At 50.3% G+C, this 17,045-nt stretch carries 15 protein-coding genes; 6 read left to right on the top strand and 9 right to left on the bottom strand.

The features are described from left to right. Positions 1-429 precede the first annotated feature (429 nt). Together menB and menA are read left to right on the top strand one after the other, a co-directional pair. A complete protein-coding gene (menB, locus tag HUK38_RS09065; protein WP_338065394.1) occupies positions 430-1,263 on the top strand; it encodes a 1,4-dihydroxy-2-naphthoyl-CoA synthase in 834 nt (277 codons plus the stop codon). After that, on the top strand, positions 1,263-2,234 hold the full coding sequence (gene menA, locus HUK38_RS09060; RefSeq protein WP_182584007.1) for a 1,4-dihydroxy-2-naphthoate octaprenyltransferase: 972 nt from the start codon (positions 1,263-1,265) through the stop codon (positions 2,232-2,234). Before menB ends, menA begins: the two co-directional genes overlap by 1 nt. Positions 2,235-2,238: 4 nt before the next feature. Here the strand turns inward: menA and HUK38_RS09055 are convergent, their stop codons facing one another. The 3 genes from HUK38_RS09055 to HUK38_RS09045 all read right to left on the bottom strand — a co-directional run bounded on the left by HUK38_RS09055 (position 2,239) and on the right by HUK38_RS09045 (position 5,433). Next, positions 2,239-3,366, bottom strand: a complete 1,128-nt coding sequence (locus tag HUK38_RS09055) for a response regulator (RefSeq protein WP_238787555.1) — start codon at positions 3,364-3,366, stop codon at positions 2,239-2,241. 168 nt (positions 3,367-3,534) lie between these two features. Further along, entirely contained in the window at positions 3,535-4,755 is a 1,221-nt protein-coding gene (locus HUK38_RS09050; RefSeq protein ID WP_182584005.1) for a hypothetical protein, read from the bottom strand. Positions 4,756-5,031: 276 nt separating this feature from the next. Then, positions 5,032-5,433, bottom strand: a complete 402-nt coding sequence (locus HUK38_RS09045) for a transposase family protein (protein WP_182584004.1) — start codon at positions 5,431-5,433, stop codon at positions 5,032-5,034. Positions 5,434-5,658: 225 nt separating this feature from the next. Between HUK38_RS09045 and nadB the strand changes: the two genes are divergently transcribed. From nadB to HUK38_RS09030, 3 genes are all read left to right on the top strand, one after another. Continuing rightward, positions 5,659-7,281, top strand: coding sequence for an L-aspartate oxidase (gene nadB / locus HUK38_RS09040; protein WP_182584003.1), 1,623 nt, complete (start codon positions 5,659-5,661; stop codon positions 7,279-7,281). Positions 7,282-7,410: 129 nt separating this feature from the next. Continuing rightward, positions 7,411-8,118, top strand: coding sequence for a Crp/Fnr family transcriptional regulator (locus tag HUK38_RS09035; RefSeq protein ID WP_182584002.1), 708 nt, complete (start codon positions 7,411-7,413; stop codon positions 8,116-8,118). A gap of 70 nt (positions 8,119-8,188) precedes the next feature. Then, complete coding sequence (locus tag HUK38_RS09030; protein ID WP_182584001.1) at positions 8,189-8,353, top strand: rubredoxin; 165 nt, start codon at positions 8,189-8,191, stop codon at positions 8,351-8,353. Positions 8,354-8,541: 188 nt separating this feature from the next. Here the strand turns inward: HUK38_RS09030 and HUK38_RS09025 are convergent, their stop codons facing one another. The 3 genes from HUK38_RS09025 to thiD form a co-directional block, all read right to left on the bottom strand. After that, positions 8,542-9,492: a diguanylate cyclase gene (locus HUK38_RS09025; protein ID WP_182584000.1), complete on the bottom strand. Its 951-nt coding sequence runs from the start codon at positions 9,490-9,492 to the stop codon at positions 8,542-8,544. Positions 9,493-9,615: 123 nt separating this feature from the next. Beyond that, on the bottom strand, positions 9,616-11,781 hold the full coding sequence (locus HUK38_RS15520; protein ID WP_182583999.1) for a response regulator: 2,166 nt from the start codon (positions 11,779-11,781) through the stop codon (positions 9,616-9,618). A gap of 106 nt (positions 11,782-11,887) precedes the next feature. Next, positions 11,888-12,754: a bifunctional hydroxymethylpyrimidine kinase/phosphomethylpyrimidine kinase gene (thiD, locus tag HUK38_RS09015; RefSeq protein ID WP_238787554.1), complete on the bottom strand. Its 867-nt coding sequence runs from the start codon at positions 12,752-12,754 to the stop codon at positions 11,888-11,890. 282 nt (positions 12,755-13,036) lie between these two features. Between thiD and HUK38_RS15605 the strand changes: the two genes are divergently transcribed. After that, positions 13,037-14,917, top strand: a complete 1,881-nt coding sequence (locus HUK38_RS15605) for a methyl-accepting chemotaxis protein (protein WP_182583998.1) — start codon at positions 13,037-13,039, stop codon at positions 14,915-14,917. Here the strand turns inward: HUK38_RS15605 and HUK38_RS09005 are convergent. The 3 genes from HUK38_RS09005 to HUK38_RS08995 form a co-directional block, all read right to left on the bottom strand. Continuing rightward, complete coding sequence (locus tag HUK38_RS09005; protein ID WP_182583997.1) at positions 14,857-15,150, bottom strand: hypothetical protein; 294 nt, start codon at positions 15,148-15,150, stop codon at positions 14,857-14,859. The two genes, HUK38_RS15605 and HUK38_RS09005, sit on opposite strands and share 61 nt — an antisense overlap. A gap of 16 nt (positions 15,151-15,166) precedes the next feature. After that, complete coding sequence (locus tag HUK38_RS09000) at positions 15,167-15,592, bottom strand: hypothetical protein (protein WP_182583996.1); 426 nt, start codon at positions 15,590-15,592, stop codon at positions 15,167-15,169. Between the two features lie 124 nt (positions 15,593-15,716). After that, the gene (locus HUK38_RS08995) at positions 15,717-17,033 is read right to left on the bottom strand and encodes an exonuclease SbcCD subunit D (RefSeq protein WP_275285012.1); all 1,317 of its coding nucleotides are present in this window, start codon (positions 17,031-17,033) and stop codon (positions 15,717-15,719) included. Positions 17,034-17,045: the final 12 nt, after the last annotated feature.

The following is a 17,045-nucleotide window of genomic DNA, read 5'->3' as shown; positions in this document are numbered from 1 at the left end:
ATATCCCAAAAAAGCAAAATAAATGAATCATTATCTACAATTTTTTAATATTTATGTTATGTTTAATGCACTGAAAAATTGTCCAACAAATATGATTAAAAAATGAAATTTTTGCTCTTATTATCTTTTTTAAATTGCTTGCTATCGTCACTAAAACATATTGATCTCAGTTCAACGTTTATCTTGTCATTATCCTGTGAAAAAGACAGAAATTACGCAGAAAAAATGATGCACTTTGTACTTCAACGCATCCTGCATAATCAACTATATCTCTCCTAAAAATTTCGTTTCGACGCATTTTGATTTAGGTGCTTATCGCATAAAATAATGCTAAACTAGCCATCAAAATAGTGGCGTTAGCCGCAATTCAATCGTACAATTCAGTCATTATTTAGAGGATTAAACGTGACGTCTAATGTATCGCCTGATATAGATACTGCCCCGCCAGTTTGGCAACTGGTCAATAAAGATTATACCGATATTCTTTATCATCACACGGCGGAAGGCATTGCAAAAATCACAATAAATCGCCCTGAAGTACGCAATGCATTTCGTCCACAAACCGTGCGCGAATTGATTGATGCGTTTCATCATGCGCATCTTGATCCTGAGATTGGTGTGATTATTTTCACGGGCGCTGGTGAATTAGCTTTTTGCGCGGGAGGCGATCAACGTATTCGTGGCGAGGCGGGTTATCGGGATGAATCGGGTATTGAACATCTCAATGTATTGGAATTACAACGCCAAATCCGCACCCTGCCTAAACCCGTCATAGCAATGGTAGCGGGCTATGCCATTGGTGGCGGGCATGTTTTGCATTTATTATGCGATCTCACTATTGCAGCGGATAATGCACGATTCGGTCAAACCGGGCCTAAAGTGGGCAGTTTTGATGCAGGTTTTGGCGCCGGTTTAATGGCGCGTACCATTGGTTTGAAAAAAGCAAAAGAGATTTGGTTTTTATGTCGCCAATACGATGCTGCTGAAGCATTGGCAATGGGATTGGTGAATACGGTGGTACCATTAACTGAATTAGAATCCGAAACAGTTAATTGGTGCCGGCACATGTTGCGTCATTCACCAACCGCCTTGCGGGTATTAAAAGCGGCGTTTAATGCCGACACTGATGGATTAGCAGGGATTCAAGAATTAGCAGGCAATGCCACAGCCTTGTTTTATACCACCGCTGAAGCGCAAGAAGGGCGTAATGCCTTTTTAGAGCGGCGGACGCCCGATTTTAATCGGTTTAAACGGCGGCCCTAATGCGCAGTCATAGACAAGCAATTAAAGCATTACTGACCGCATCACAGGTGCAAGTTCATTCGCATCATCAATCGTGGCGCCCCAGTATGCGCCATTGGTTAATTGCCAGTCGGCCGCGAACATTAATTCTGGCGATTGCCCCAGTGATTGCTGGATTTGCATTCGCATTTGCTCAGAAGGGTTATCTAGTTTGGCTGACAGCCATTGCTACACTTTTAAGTGCAGCGGCTATTCAAATTGGCACTAATTTGTATAATGACGCCGCCGATTTTGAACGCGGTACAGATACACCAGATCGGCTCGGACCACCCCGAGCGGCAGCACAAGGTTGGTTCACGTCAATTCAGATTCGCCGCGCCGCACATCTTATGTTTTTATTAGCATTTCTGTGCGGTTTAATCCTCATCATACGCGGTGGTTGGCAAATCTTATTATTGGGATTAACGGCAATTGCCGCCGGATATGCCTATACCAGCGGACCACGTCCTATTGCTTACGGCCCCTTTGGGGAATTATATGTTTTATTATTTTTCGGCATTGCCGCCGTTGCCGGCACCTATTATTTACAGGTGTTGCAATTAAATGGTGCAGTAATCCTGAGCGGTATTGCAATTGGATTGCCGGCATGTGCAGTGTTATTAGTGAATAATTACCGCGATTTTGATACTGACCGCCGCGCTGGCCGCCGCACCTTATGTCACATTTTGGGACGGCAGCGAGCGCGTTTATTATACAGCGTGTTGTTGGTGCTACCAGTCGGACTAATGATGATTATCATTAAACCACCACAACACGGGTTGCCATTGTTATTGGCATTACCGGCGGCGCTGCGGCTGAGTTATCGGTTGTGGCGTATTAAAGAAGGGCGGGGGTTAAATCCACTGCTTGGGCAAACTGCTTTATACCAAGCCTATCTGGTTGCTTTGCTATGTATTAGTTTGCTGTGGGCGCATTGGTTGACTGTCAATTAAACATTTATTTAGATAAGCCAGCCCGTTCGCGCAAGGTTTTTAATTCTTCTTGATCGCTGTCACCCGCCAGTGTTAATGCCGCAATACGCTCTAGTAACATATCCACCTTAATAGCACCTTCGGGCAATTGATCGATTGCGTTAATCCGTCGGCGCATATCAAGGGGTAAATGCCACTGAATCCCCAATTGATCCCGCGCGGTGGTGCGATAGGATGTTAACCATTGGTCACAGCGATTAACATCAATTGGGTGTTGATCGTCATGCCACGCCTGCATCAATTGTAATAATGCCAAATCACCTGCGCCGTGTAATACCGCCGCGGCGCGACATGCCCCCCCATCCCCATCCACTTTTTTGGCTAACTCCGTGACCTGCGCTGCGAGTTTTTTACCATGATCACACAATTGTTCAGCCCGTTTCTGCAATGGTTCCAATGTTAATTCACTGCCGGGGTGCAAGGATAATTCAATTGCTAAATTAGTCACGGCCGTTGTGCCTAATTGCTCAACCGCTTCTTTAAAATTGTCAATGACACGCATGGTCGTATTATATGAACCAGTGTTGGCAGCACCAATCAGTCGCCCAACCAGAGCGGGTTCTAATTCCCAGTTTTTCACAATTACTGTTTTATTCAGTTTATGCTCATGTTCCAGCGTTTCTATGGTGTGAGCTAATTCTGGACTCATTGGCAAACTTAAATTATTGGCTTGCAAATGATATTCAACAAAAGCGACAAAAGATTCAAAATGGGGAGCGCTGTCAGTACGCACTTTAGCAGTTGCCATTAATTCACTTAAGCGCACCATTAATGCTTTAGCACTAAAGGGTTTAACAATATAGTCGCGCACACCATAATGGCGCGCTTCAATTACGAATGAACGATTGGCATGACCAGAGACAATGACTGGCACCGTTTTGCCGCGGCCAACGCGATGAATTTGTTCTAATAACGCCATGCCACCAACGCCCGGCAATCCCATATCCACTAATAACAAATCAGTGCCTTGTTCTCGCCAATGTATAAAGGCAGCAGACACTTCGTTAAAAACGTACACGCTGCTGTTTGCCCAAATGCGTTTTATTAAGCGTTCTAATAACATCGCAGTTGAAGTATCGTCTTCAACAATCATCACCTGCATGATTATTGCCTCATTTTCTATACGCTGTTGATATTAAATGATCGTTTTTTTGAATAGAAAACATTCACAAATCTGACTGGAATACCATGAGATTTCATGTAATGCTTTGACGTAATGCGACTGTAAAATCAATAAAAGATCGCTAATATGGTAACACAATTAACCAATTTGCTGACAATGCGTCATAAAGGCGTCCACTGCCATTGCCCAGTCACAATGTGGTGGGAGCGCCAACGCGGCGGTGACTGTTGTGTCTATACAACTGTTGCTGCTAGTCAACAGGAGCGGTAGTGCGCTGATGAGACGGTCGCGTGGATGACGCAACGCCCAGCGTGGATGGCGAAATAGCTCGCGCCAGCCAAACTGTTGCGCGGTGAGTTGCAGATGTTGCCAGTGACCATCCACGCTTCGTTGCCCTTTGTCATAACGCGGATGGCATTCTGTTTCCCAACTTTGCAGCAGGTGGCCACGCCGTTGTGTTTCAAATTGACGCAGAGTGTCTGACCAAAGCCACATGATGCGTGCTTGCCACTCTAGCAGGTTTGCATCACGCAAATCAGTGACGTTTGAATACTGAAGATATTGATTGGCCAGATAATATAGCGACATAAAGCGAGCGTTGCGGCTGACATCCATGTCTTTTAAACGTAACATTCGTTCGCTGGCGAGCGGGTGATAGCGGCCGATGGCGGCGAGTCGTGCTTCACCGCTGCTGAGGATGACTTGACAAAGGCGGTTAAAAAACAGTTCTCGACCATGTTCGGTGTACGCGGTGCGATCACGCAACTGCTGTTGCGTTAACAACAAGAGTTGCCCACGATGCAACAGTAAGCGTGTGATTTCACTTGGATCAACGTGGTGAAATAGCAACGGTGGGAGCTGGTCAAGCACCGCCGTATCACCCGCGATGAGGCGGCGATTCCAGCATAATTCGGCAGCGGCGAGGCGAATTGGCGGGTCACTGAGGCGTTCTTGTCGCAGTAGTTGAAATGTGACAGTCATCCCCAATCGGCGCTGCAAAACCGCGGCGAGGTGTGCGAGGCGGGCGCGGATCAGGCGGCGTTGCTTGGCATTAGTGCTATTAATCAGAATGTTGTATTCGTAGCCGTTGGTTGGTCGCGGCGGGCGGTCAAGGCGGATATGATAACCGCCCTCGCCGCGTCCATAACTGCCGCCTAAAAAGATGCCGCGCAAATGCACTGGTGCGATGCGGGTGGTGATTTGCGCGGCGATGCGGCGTTGATCGTCAGCAATATGCTGTTCAATCAATGGGTTAGCGTCGTAAGTATAGTATGACGGCGGTGGGGCTGGGTTGGGTGCAATGGGCGCAATGGTATGCAAGCGTGGGTGGGTGTTATCAATTATCCGATGCTGTTTCATTGCCCTGACCTATCAAGTGACCATGATGTCATTATACTAAATGAAAAAGCCCGATCAATTGTGGTGTATCTGTGTTGGACGTTCACTATTAATACCACGCAATGATCGTTATGACAAACCAGCGTTATTTTATTGGTTGTTTAAGTGATGCTTTTATTCTAATCGCATTGATATCCGTTGTCACCTGTGCCATTAATATAAACAGTGGCGGCGGGAAATAACGCCCTTTTTGCTTTGTCCAATAGAGTTATTTTAACTAAAAAATCAGCTAGTTAGCTAGGCTAAAATTCCACAGTCCAGCACAAACGCCGAGAATTTTGTCATACAAATCAAAGTTGTGAATACGAAACCGATCTGAAAAATACGAAATCGCTTTAATCCAGCAATATTATGCTCAACAAAAATACGCTCTAAAGCAAGCTGTTTATTGGCAGTTTTTTGTTCACTTGTTAATGGTTTATTTTTAGATTTTTTGTGTGGAATTGAAACGCTTTTGTATGAATAACTATTAACAATTCCGGTGTACCCTGAATCAACTTTCATTGTACAATTTTCAAACCGGGGTAGCGCTGGTGAAAATTCTTGTTTTAATAGATGAAAGTCGTGTCTTCTACCACCATAAGGACGACTTAAATATTTGGCGTTGGTTGAAAAAGAGCGATTATTGAAACTACTCAAAGAAGCGGGGATTGATCCGAATAGATAAATTGCATTTTTCGGTTACAACAGCATTGTATAATACACATCAGTCAGTCAGCTATGGTAAAATACATCTGATGTCAATAGACGCATTTCACACGCAATTTCTTTTGCGATCTCGGCGCCTGCCATCGTGGCATTTAAATATTGACAATGGTGATTCCCATCTGACAAGCTGACAATTAACACACGGAATAAAAATAAATGACTACTTCATACCGCCACGACGTGTTAATTATTGGCAGCGGCGCTGCGGGTTTAAGCCTCGCATTACGCTTGCAGCCCGACATTCAAATCGCCGTATTAGCCAAACGCACCCTGCACGAGGGCAATACGCTATACGCACAGGGCGGCATTTCAGCCGTGTTTGATGCGGGAGATTCATTAGAATCACATGTCGCAGATACATTAGATGCCGGCGCCGGTTTATGTGATCGTGCAATTGTCGAGCGCGTCGTAGCACACGGGCCAGACAATATCCGCTGGTTAATGCAAGCGGGCGTGGCATTCACTCGTGATGATACCGCTGACACCAGTGGTTATCATTTAACCCGCGAGGGCGGTCATACCCATCGCCGCGTCGTTCATGCCGCCGACGCCACCGGGCGCGCTGTCGAAGAAACCCTTGTAGAACAGGTACATAGCCGCGCTAATATCAATTTATTTGAACAACACGCGGCAATTGATTTAATTATATCCGACCGCTTCGGTTATCAACAACGCCGCTGCCTCGGTGCATATGTTTTAGATCAAGCCAGTGGTGAAGTACGCACCTTTTTAGCCCGGTTTATTGTATTAGCCACCGGTGGTGCGAGTAAAGTTTATTTATATACCAGCAATCCAGATGTCGCCACTGGTGATGGCATTGCAATGGCGTGGCGCGCCGGTTGTCGCGTGGCTAATATGGAATTCATGCAATTCCACCCCACCTGTTTGTATCATTCCAAAGCCAAATCGTTTTTAATTACCGAAGCGCTACGCGGTGAAGGCGCCCATTTATTATTACCCGACGGCGAGCGTTTCATGCCACGTTTTGATGCCCGCGCCGAATTAGCACCGCGTGACATCGTCGCCCGCGCAATTGACCATGAAATGAAACGACTGGGCAGCAAATGTGTGTATTTAGATATTTCCCATCGCCCCGCCGAGTTCATTCACGATCATTTCCCCACCATTCACGCCCGCTGTTTAGATTTGGGAATAGACATGACCAAAGAACCTATTCCCGTCGTGCCAGCTGCGCATTACACTTGCGGCGGAGTCGTGACTGATGCGGACGCCCGCACTGATATTCCTGGGCTATACGCCATTGGTGAAACCGCTTATACGGGTTTGCACGGCGCCAATCGCATGGCCAGCAATTCATTATTAGAATGTTTAGTCTTTGGTGAATTGGCCGCGAATGACATCGCTCGTTTAATGCAGCAATGGGAATTACCACCCGACGTTCCTGCGTGGGATGCCAGCCGCGTCACCGAACCGGATGAAGAAGTGGTTATTTCGCACAATTGGGAAGAATTACGCCGTTTTATGTGGGATTATGTCGGCATTGTGCGCACTAATAAACGCTTAACCCGCGCCAAGCGCCGTCTTGATTTATTAAAACAAGAAATCATTGAAAACTACAGCCACTTCCGCGTCAATAACGATTTATTAGAATTGCGCAATCTAGTCGAAGTGGCCGATTTAATTGTGCAATCGGCCCAGCGGCGGCGGGAAAGTCGCGGGCTGCATTACACATTAGATTTTCCCTATCAGGATGATGAACAACTGCACCCGACTGTGTTAATTCCTGACCAATACCGCCCGCGCACATTAGCCTATTAAATGGCTCGCACTACGCATTTGACCGCCGCATCAGTCAGATGATAATTACACAGCTCCTGCTCGCACAGTGTATTGCCGATCACACCAGTTTTTATTCAACCGCATCATTCTGATTATTAAACAACGGCTATGGCAAAATCAGTTACTTTACGCGAAGCATGGGCGGGCGATGCCGATTGTCGCACCTGTGCCTTGCGCACTTCGATGCTATTTGCCGATCTGGAAGCGGCGGATTTTGAAATCATTCACGAGCCGATTGAACAATTTAATTTTAAAGCGGGCGCGGTGCTTTATCATAGCGGAGATCGTGATGAATATATGTTCACGGTGCGCAGTGGTGCATTAAAATTAGTGCAGTACCTGGCGGATGGTAATTTGCGTATTGTGCGATTAGTGCGTAGTGGCGATGTATTAGGATTGGAGGCATTATTAGATGAGTGTTATCAACATGATGCGGTGGTTTTGCAACCAACTGAACTTTGCCGTTTTCCAGTGCAATTAGTACAGACGCTGGCGCATGATAATTCAAAATTATATCGTGAATTAATGACCCGTTGGCAGCGAGCGTTAACCGAAGCGGATGCGTGGTTGACTGAATTATCAACGGGGTCGGCGCGGCAGCGTATGGCTCGTTTATTATTGCGGTTAATTCAAGATTCCACGCGCAATACCTGCCAATTATTTAATCGTGAAGATATGGGAGCGATGTTGGGAATTACTACCGAAACTGCTAGTCGCACAGTGGCAAGTTTCAAGCGTGAAGATTTAATAATTGAAATTACCCCCACTGAATATTTACTCGATGTGCTAAGTTTACGGCGCATTGCCGAGGATTAAAGTGCCGTTTAGTGATGCGCATTTTTTAATGAATCGTGATGGATTAGTCATTAACTGGAGGAAATAAAACATGAAACGATATGCGTGTGCTGTGTGTGGTTTGATTTATGATGAAGCGGAAGGCTGGCCAGAAGATGATATTCCAGCCGGTACGCCTTGGGAGCAGGTGCCTGAGGATTGGAAATGTCCAGAATGCGGTGTGGGTAAAGAAGATTTTGAATTGATGATTGATTGATCTACATTGCACAACAGGCGTAGCCTCTGAGAAATCTTTATTAAGTCAATTGAGATTTCTCACGTCACTTGAAATGACAAGGGTTGCGCTTGATCACGACCAGCGTGATGCGCAAAATGCGGTGCCGCGGGTTTTGTAACGAGTCTTGCAATACCTTCCGTGGCGCCATTGACTATGACATGACTGATTCAGTCAATTGCTGGATCAAGTGGCAAAACACTCATCACACAATTACGCCCGCTGGCTTTTGCGCTGTATAGCAATGTGTCGGCTTCTTTTAATAACACATCTATTTCCGATTGATTATGCGCCTGTAGTACTGCTGGTGTGCTAATTAACGTGGCCACGCCAACGCTAATGGTGACTACCGCCGCAGCTGGTGATTGCGCATGTGCAATGCCCAATTGTAATACGTTGATACGCAAGCGGTCGGCTAATTGATGTGCCGCCGTACGCACGGTGGCGGGTAATACGGCAATGAATTCTTCGCCACCATAGCGGGCGAGTAAATCACCCGGGCGGGATAATCCATTGGCTAATGTATTGGCCACCTGTTGTAAGCATAGGTCGCCGGCGCCGTGGCCGTAATAATCATTGTAGCCTTTGAAATAATCAATATCAATCATTAACAAGGATAGGGGGTCTTGGTCACGCAGGGCGCGTCGCATTTCAATTTGAATGAGTTCATCAAAATGGCGCCGATTGGCAACGCCGGTGAGCGGATCAATGCGTGACAAATGTTGCAGTGCGTCGGTTTGGCGTTTTAATCGAATATGTGTTCGCACCCGTGCGCGCACCACTGGAATTGAAAACGGTTTGGTAATGTAATCAACGCCGCCGAGATTAAACCCGAGCGTTTGGTCATCTTCGGCATCGCGGGCGCTGACAAAGATAATTGGAATTGCCCGCGTGATGGGATCATTTTTCAAGCGGCGACACACTTCATAGCCGTCTAAATCCGGCATCATTACATCTAATAAAATTAAATCGGGTTGCGGCGCAGTGCGGGCAATGTCTAATGCTTCTTCGCCGTGAACGGCAACTTTAATTCGGCATTCGTGGCGCAGTGCATCCGCCAAAATATGAATGTTAGTTGGCACATCATCAACGATCAATACGATAGGGAGTTCACTGGGCATCTTGCAAACAATACGGCTATACGGCAATTTGAATTAACTGAAACTTCAATCAGGAGTGCGATTGTACGAATACGGTGTGTTTGAGTGAATGTTCAAGGGCGCAATAAAAAATCGGCGGTGTGATTAATCAGTCCGCTGTTTCGTCCATTGTTGTAGGGAATGACGCAGCACACGAGCGAGGCGACGATATTCGGCGTCTAATTCACCGGCAAGGATCAGATCACTGGCGATGTCTTGCGTACCTGTTTCCAGGCGGGCGGCGAGATTTTGCAACCCCGGCGCGGCGATGGTGCCAGCTAACCCTTTGATGCTGTGGGCTAAAAATTTGACTCGTTCCACATCGCCGATGCTTAAGCTGGTGTGCAATTCGACAATGCGCATCGGTACGTCGCTGAGAAATTGCCCGACTACGGCGCTGGCGATGTCGGGATCCTGCCCCACCCGTTCCAGCAATTCACGGCTGCGAAACAACGGCGACAGGTCATCCCCCAGCGGCGCCGGGGTGAGCGTGGCGGCTGGGGTGGGGACGTTAGTCGCGGCTGGCACGGGCGGGGTGGGCGGTTCCAAGATCAGTTGTGAGGTCGCCCGATCGCCCAGATGTTTGGTCAACATCGCCGCCAAATCAACCAAATTGACCGGCTTAACCAGATAACCGTTGATCCCCGCCTGCATACACAAATTTTGCGCACTGCTGTCGGTCAAGCCGGTCAGCGCAATCACCGGCACCTCGTGCTGGCGCACCTCACTATCGGCTGACCGAATGCGTTTAACCAGTTCCATCCCGTTCATGTCGGGCATTTGGCAATCGGTTAGCACCAGATCAACGTCCTGCTGCGCCAAATGTTGGAGCGCACTGTGGCCGCCCCCGACCGCCACCACGTCCTGATACCCCAGTTTGCGCAACATGGCGGTGATGACCGTCCGATTGGCGCGGTTATCATCCACCAATAGCAGCCGCACCTCCGCTAATTTCGCCACTGCTGCTGCCGACGCCGCCATCGTTTCAGCTACCGCCGACTTGACGGGCGCATCACTGGTGGCGCTACCGCCCACCAAGGCGGTGGCCGGGGCGAGTGTAACCGAGGTTTTCAGCGCATCACTGTTGAGAAAACTGCGCAATTGCGCGGCGCTGGAGCGCAGGGTTTCCACGCACTGGCGTTGCTCACCACTCAACGGCGTGTCGAGCAAATGTTCCAGCGTGGTGATGGTCACCCCCATCAAGGTTTGGGCTTCGCGGTATTGACTGGTGACGTTGCGTTCCGTCGGACTTGGCTTGCAACTGGCCTCGGGCGCGGCGGTGGGCGTGTCAGTCGGCTGTTCGGGCATGGCGACCAGGGTGCAGTCGGCAAAGGCGGGAATCGAGCGGGTTGTTCCCAGCGGTGGGGCGATGCCGACCCGATCACGCCCTTCGGTTTTGGCACGATTGAGGGCTTGATCGGCTAATTCCAACAATTGCAGCGGTTCAAAAATCGGGTCGGGCACTGCCGCCGCCACGCCTAAACTGATGGTGACATGATCGGCCACCGAGGAATATTCATGCGGGAGGCGTAACGCTTTGACCGCTAAACGCATTTCCTCGGCACGGCGGCGGGCGCCTTCCAGATCGGTATCGGGTAACAACACGACAAATTCTTCGCCGCCGTAGCGGGCGAGTAGATCACCCGGGCGGCGCAAAGTGGATGTCATGGCCGCTGCGCCCTGTTGCAAGCAGATGTCGCCGCTGCCGTGACCGTAGTGATCGTTTAACGCTTTGAAATGGTCAAAGTCAATCATCACCAGCGCCAGCGGTCGGCGGGTGCGGCGGCCGCGTTGCCATTCAATCGGCAGCGTCATGTCAAACCGCCGGCGGTTGTGCGCGTGGGTTAACCCATCAATGTAGGACATCGCCTCCAACATATCGGTTTTTTTGCGCACGTTCATGTGATTACGCACCCGAGCGCGCACGATTGGCCAGCGCAGCGGCTTGGCGATGTAATCCACCGCGCCGAGATTTAACCCCACCTCTTCGGCGGCACTGTCGCCCATCGCGGTGACAAAGATCACCATAATATCTTTGGTATCCGGTTGATCTTTGAGGCGGCGGCAAACTTCAAACCCGTCCAATTCGGGCATCATCACATCGAGCAGGATCAGTGCCGGTTTATCGTCACTCTGAGCGATGGCTAATGCTTCACCGCCGCTGAGGGCCGAGCGCACCGTGTAGCTATCCTGCAACATGCGCGTCAGCAGCAACACGTTCGCTGGCTCATCATCCACCACCAGAATGCTGTAATCCTTTTCTTTCATCATGTTGTGAAACTGTAGAGTGTTAAAGCATGTCGCCACTAAGTTATTTCTTAAGTCAATCCGCAGACTGAGGTGTCTCGATCAAAGCGCCCGCCACTTTCCGCCAGCATTAGCCAACGCGCCGCGGCGTCATTTGACAGCGCCCGGTTTGACGTGCCGTGTTCAGCGCCGCCGCAACGTAGATTTGTGCCGCCTCAATGGCATCCACCAACGATTGTCCGCTGGCTAATCGTGCGGCAATCGCACTGGCCAGCGTACAACCGGAACCGTGAAAACTCGCCGCCAGCCGCGGCCATTCCCACGCCACGACCGCTTCATTGGGGCGGTACAGGCGATTGATAACCAACTCACTCGTGTGATCGTGCGTACCGGTCAATAATACCGCTTTACAACCAAATGCTAATAATCGCTCTGCGGCGCGTTCAAATTGCGTCACGGTTGACATCAACAACGCCTCCGGCACATTGGGCGTGACCAGTTCACAGCGCGGCAACAGATGCAAGCGCAACTGATTGATGAGCGCCGCATCCGCCGTCACCTGCCCACTACCGGCGGCTAACACCGGATCAAGCACCACCGGCACCCCCGGGCAGGCGTCAATCAATTCGCCCAACACTTGAATCAACCGCGAACTCCCAATTAGCCCCACTTTAATGGCACCGATCCGGCTGTCATCCATAATCACCTGACACTGCGCCCGCACTTGCGCCGGCCGCTGCGGCACGAGTTGACACAAGCCACAGGTATTTTGCACCGTGATACAAGTGATCGCAGTACAACAATGCACGCCAGCGGCCGCGGCCGCTTCGGTATCTGCTTGAATTCCCGCCCCACCGCTGGGGTCGTGACCGCCGATGGCTAACAGAATTGGCGTACGCTCGACATCCGCCGGCGCCATAATGGACGTTTCGGCCGCCGAGCGTGGCGTGATGGCAACAGGTGATGAGGTGGCGGGTGCTTGAGAATGAACATTCATGCAGTGAGTTCCGAGTGGTGGGCTGGCAAATCCGCCACCCAACGCGGTTGGTAGGGGATTGATGTGAACGGTAGCAGAGCGGCGCGGCGATGGCGATTTCGCTTGACTTGGTGGCAAATGTGGTGCTGCGCCAGGCAGAATCCCTCTGTAAAACCGCCGCGCAGTTCTGATAACTATACCTTGTCGCTGAATGGTACGTTGGTAAAAAAGTTGCTATTCAGTTAATGTTGTATCCTTGCCACGCATTTGGTATCGGCAGTTAATTTGCCACCCCCCGTGACCATGTCCAATTCCACGCATCACCTGCGCCACACCATCGCCTTTCGCGCCGTGACCGCCCTGCTGTTGGGCGTCATCTGCGTCGCCACCGCCGTTTTCACCGCCGCGTGGTTTTATTTAGACCGCCAATCTCACCAACGCCTCCAGCAAAATGGCGACCACTTGTTGACGATGCTGGTGCGCAACACCCACGAATCTATCAGCAAAGGGCAGCGCGAGAGTTTTCAACGCGCAATTGACGATTTTAACGAACTCGACGGCGTGGTGGACGTGGCATTATTCGCCCGTTTTCGCCACCTGGTCTATCGTTCAGGACTGGTCAGCGTCGGCTTACCATTCGTCCAGCGCGATGGACAACTGCTTGATAACATTAACGAATCACTTTACCAGCGCAGTCGCGGACGCTATCAACGCAGTGACTGGAACTGGCGCGACGTCACCGACACCCCCGCCGCCCAAGCGCACATCGCCGCCTATCGTGACACCCGCCAAACTTGCGCGGATTGTCACTTCACCCTGCCCGAGGCGCTGCAATTTGACAACGCCACGCGGCGCGAAACCGTCATCACCGCCGGCAGCGCCGATTTTTATGCCGCGCTACCAGTCACGCCCGACTGCATCGTGTGTCACACCCATTGGCAGCAGGGCGAAGCCGGCGGTTATTTGCGCGTGCGCCTCGATCCCTTGCCATTCACCGCCCAACGCAATGAAACGTTAATGAGCATGGCTGGCGCCATGCTCGGCGTTTTAATTCCAACCTTATTAATCTTGGCAATCATCTTCCGTCGTTTCATTCAACGTCCGCTGGCGCGATTGCAAAACAGTTTAACCGATTTAACTCAGGGCGATGGTGATTTAACCCACCGCCTGCCAATTAAACGGCATGATGAAATGGGTTTAATTGCCGCCGCCTTTAATCAATTCATCAGCAAGGTGCAATCCATTGTTGCCGCTATTATGCGGCGCATGACTATTTTGTCAACCGAAGCCGAGCAACTATTACAACGCAGCCGCACCCTATTAACGCATAGCGGTCAAATGGTCACGCATTTAGAACAGATTAGTCAGGGCGCGAGTCAATTGCGCACGACTACCCAACAATTAACCACCGCCGTGACACAGGTAAATCAAACGCTCGACGGCGTGGTGAATACGGTAGATCGCAGTCAACAGGTGGCGCGGCAGAATCACACCTTGAGTGATACGGCGATGCAACATATTCAACAATGCAATGAACGCATGACCACAGTGGCGACGCAATCGCATACGATTGTTGAATTACTCAATCACATTAAACGCATTGCCGATCAGACCAATTTATTAGCACTCAATGCCGCCATTGAAGCCGCTCGCGCTGGTGAACAGGGACGCGGGTTTGCAGTGGTGGCGGATGAAGTGCGGGTATTAGCCAATAAAACGGCTGAATTAACCCAGAGCATTGATCGCAATTTAACCACCTTTGTGCGCGATATTAAACACACCGAAATCATTATGCACGACACTACTGGTGTGATGCAGCAGGTGTCCGTGTTATCTAATCAAAGTGAACAAGAATTGTCCACCGCTGCCCAGCAAATTCACGATTTATCTCAAGGCTTTACGCACATGCAGCAGGCAATGACTATGCAAGATCATGTCACGGATGACATCAATCATCAAATTGACGCGACAAATCAAAGCGTATTAGGAACGCGGGTCATTAGTGCTGAATTGGCCGAATTAGCGCAACAGGTGCGACAGACGGTGGATGGCGTCACCGCCGAAACGGCGCAGTTTCGGATTGGTGAAGTGAATGAAGGCGTGAATAAAAACGTCACGACCGCTTATTCTAGCGAATACGGCGCGGGATGCTGCACTTCAGACAGCGCCCGCCACACGCGGTAATAAGCATGATGCAATGCATGATCGGTCACTGATTCCTTAAAGTTAGGATAATCAATACCCACTACTGACAATGCAATTGCATCCGCCACCTCTTGTTCAGGAATAAAAGCGCGATACAAATAATCACAGCCTTTAGTCATAATTACCTCAGCTGTTGCCCACAACTTCTCAATATCACCCGCCCGCCGCGCTCGCACTAATAACTGCCCATCCGGACACGCAGCAGTACGCACGATGGAATAAAACCCGTTATTTAACTGTATTCACATAACTAATGCCCAGTAATGCAAAAACCAGTTTTTTAACTGAGCGATCTACGCTGCTATACAGCTTACGCTCATCATCTGCGTATAGCGGCAGTAGATCCATTAACTCGCTCGCAAAACTAGCGAGCGCAGAGCGAACTATCAAGAATAAACTTTGTTCTTGCTCAAGCTGATAGATAGTGATGAGTAAAGCGCCCAATTGTTCTAAAGTCAGCCACCCATTCGGCGCTGTGTACTGTGCATCATCACCACTAAAAATATGCCCCAGCCGATCAATTTCGTGATAAATAACTTCAATATCATCTGCCATCATCACATCTGATACGAATTGCCGCACCAACCCGTCCACAACAGCGATATTACCCAAATACATGGAATCACTTGCTTGGCTTATACTTGATTCAAACATCTCAACTCCTTAATTAACTGTTTGGCAACACGATGAGTTCAATAACCCGCTTACCTGCCCCTCCCCATGTGCCAGGGTTAATTGATCGTTCCCACGCGCCAGCATTGGAATAATTAAGAAAGTTTTATTCCGCCGCTGAATTAAAATCCGCCGCCGTGACCTCGGCTAATAATTCGTTAAAGGTATTGAGTAATTCCGCACTCGGCTGCGTGGCATAGCGCGTTTGATATAATTGCGCGAAGACATCTTGCGGCAATAACCGCTCCAGTTCATCCAAAGAACGATAATTATCAACGGCCGGCGCGGCGCTGGCGGCATAGGTCGTTTCAATTCGCGCTAATCGCACCCGCTGATGCTGCAATGCCGTTTCAATTTGCACCCGCAAACTCGGTTCTGGCGCTGTTAATAAAACCCGCACTTGCAAATAAGGCGGCGCATCAATTGGCTGCGGCGGCAACTGCAATTCACGCAATTGCATTAACACGGTGGCGAGCGGGGCGGGTTGTGCGGGAATACGCAATAAATGAACTGGACGCGGGACGTAAATAGGTTGAATAGAGTCAACCTGCGCGCCGTTTAATTCAATACACAGCACCTGATGTTGATAATTCACTTCTGCAAATGACAATGGCAATGGACTGCCGCAATAACGGCGGTGCGCGTGTTGACCAACCAGTTGCGCCCGATGCAAATGCCCGAGTGCTGCGTAACTGATTGTTTTGTCAAAAATTTCTACCGGCAACGCCTCCGCCCCGCCAATCACCAAGCGCCGCTCCGAATCCGCCGACACCTGCCCGCCTGACATGTGACAATGTCCCAGCGCGATCAGGGCGTGATCGGCTTTCCGCACCGCCTGCGCCCGCGCCGTCACCTGTTGATACACCGCCGCCACGCCGCGCACATAGCCAGCATCCGTTGCGGGTAGCTCGCGGTGGGGCGGATCAAATAACGTCGGGTTGGCAGCGGCGGGCGGCGGCGCGGGTGTGGCAGTGGCGCGACGTGGCAGATCACTGAAACGCAAAAATGGCACGGCTAAACACCACGCGGCGCAGCGCCCGTGCGCGTCATGCAGCGGGATCACCAGCCGCTGCGTGTCCAGCGCCCCGCTCGCGTCATACTTGACCGTGCCAACGACGGTGATGCCGAACGGTTGCAACACGGCGGCGGGTGCTTCGAGGCGGGCGGCGGAATCGTGATTACCGGCAATCACCACGATGTCAAGGCGTGGTAATTGCAGGCGGGCGGTGGCGAGGAATTGATACCACTGCCGCTGCGCCTCGGCGGACGGGTTGGGTTGATCGAACACGTCACCGCTGATGAGCAGCGCGTCAATCCGTTGCGCGACCAGTTGGTCGAGTAACCAGGTGAGGAAAAATTGCTGCTCGGCGCTGCGGTCAAAGCCGTGCAGCGTTTGTCCAAGATGCCAATCTGAAGTGTGCAGCAGGCGCAGCGG

This window comes from Thiospirillum jenense (assembly GCF_014145225.1).
GTDB classification, from domain to species: Bacteria; Pseudomonadota; Gammaproteobacteria; order Chromatiales; family Chromatiaceae; genus Thiospirillum; species Thiospirillum jenense.
This window is presented reverse-complemented; position numbering and strand designations above follow the sequence as displayed.

What these genes read in the sequence shown, in the direction of transcription:
- menA (WP_182584007.1), top strand. Translation starts at nt 1,263, where the DNA reads ATGCGCAGTCATAGACAAGCAATTAAAGCATTACTGACCGCATCACAG.
- HUK38_RS09055 (WP_238787555.1), bottom strand. Translation starts at nt 3,366, where the DNA reads ATGATTGTTGAAGACGATACTTCAACTGCGATGTTATTAGAACGCTTA.
- HUK38_RS09050 (WP_182584005.1), bottom strand. Translation starts at nt 4,755, where the DNA reads ATGAAACAGCATCGGATAATTGATAACACCCACCCACGCTTGCATACC.
- nadB (WP_182584003.1), top strand. Translation starts at nt 5,659, where the DNA reads ATGACTACTTCATACCGCCACGACGTGTTAATTATTGGCAGCGGCGCT.
- HUK38_RS09035 (WP_182584002.1), top strand. Translation starts at nt 7,411, where the DNA reads ATGGCAAAATCAGTTACTTTACGCGAAGCATGGGCGGGCGATGCCGAT.
- HUK38_RS09030 (WP_182584001.1), top strand. Translation starts at nt 8,189, where the DNA reads ATGAAACGATATGCGTGTGCTGTGTGTGGTTTGATTTATGATGAAGCG.
- HUK38_RS09025 (WP_182584000.1), bottom strand. Translation starts at nt 9,492, where the DNA reads ATGCCCAGTGAACTCCCTATCGTATTGATCGTTGATGATGTGCCAACT.
- HUK38_RS15520 (WP_182583999.1), bottom strand. Translation starts at nt 11,781, where the DNA reads ATGATGAAAGAAAAGGATTACAGCATTCTGGTGGTGGATGATGAGCCA.
- thiD (WP_238787554.1), bottom strand. Translation starts at nt 12,754, where the DNA reads ATGAATGTTCATTCTCAAGCACCCGCCACCTCATCACCTGTTGCCATC.
- HUK38_RS15605 (WP_182583998.1), top strand. Translation starts at nt 13,037, where the DNA reads ATGTCCAATTCCACGCATCACCTGCGCCACACCATCGCCTTTCGCGCC.
- HUK38_RS09000 (WP_182583996.1), bottom strand. Translation starts at nt 15,592, where the DNA reads ATGTTTGAATCAAGTATAAGCCAAGCAAGTGATTCCATGTATTTGGGT.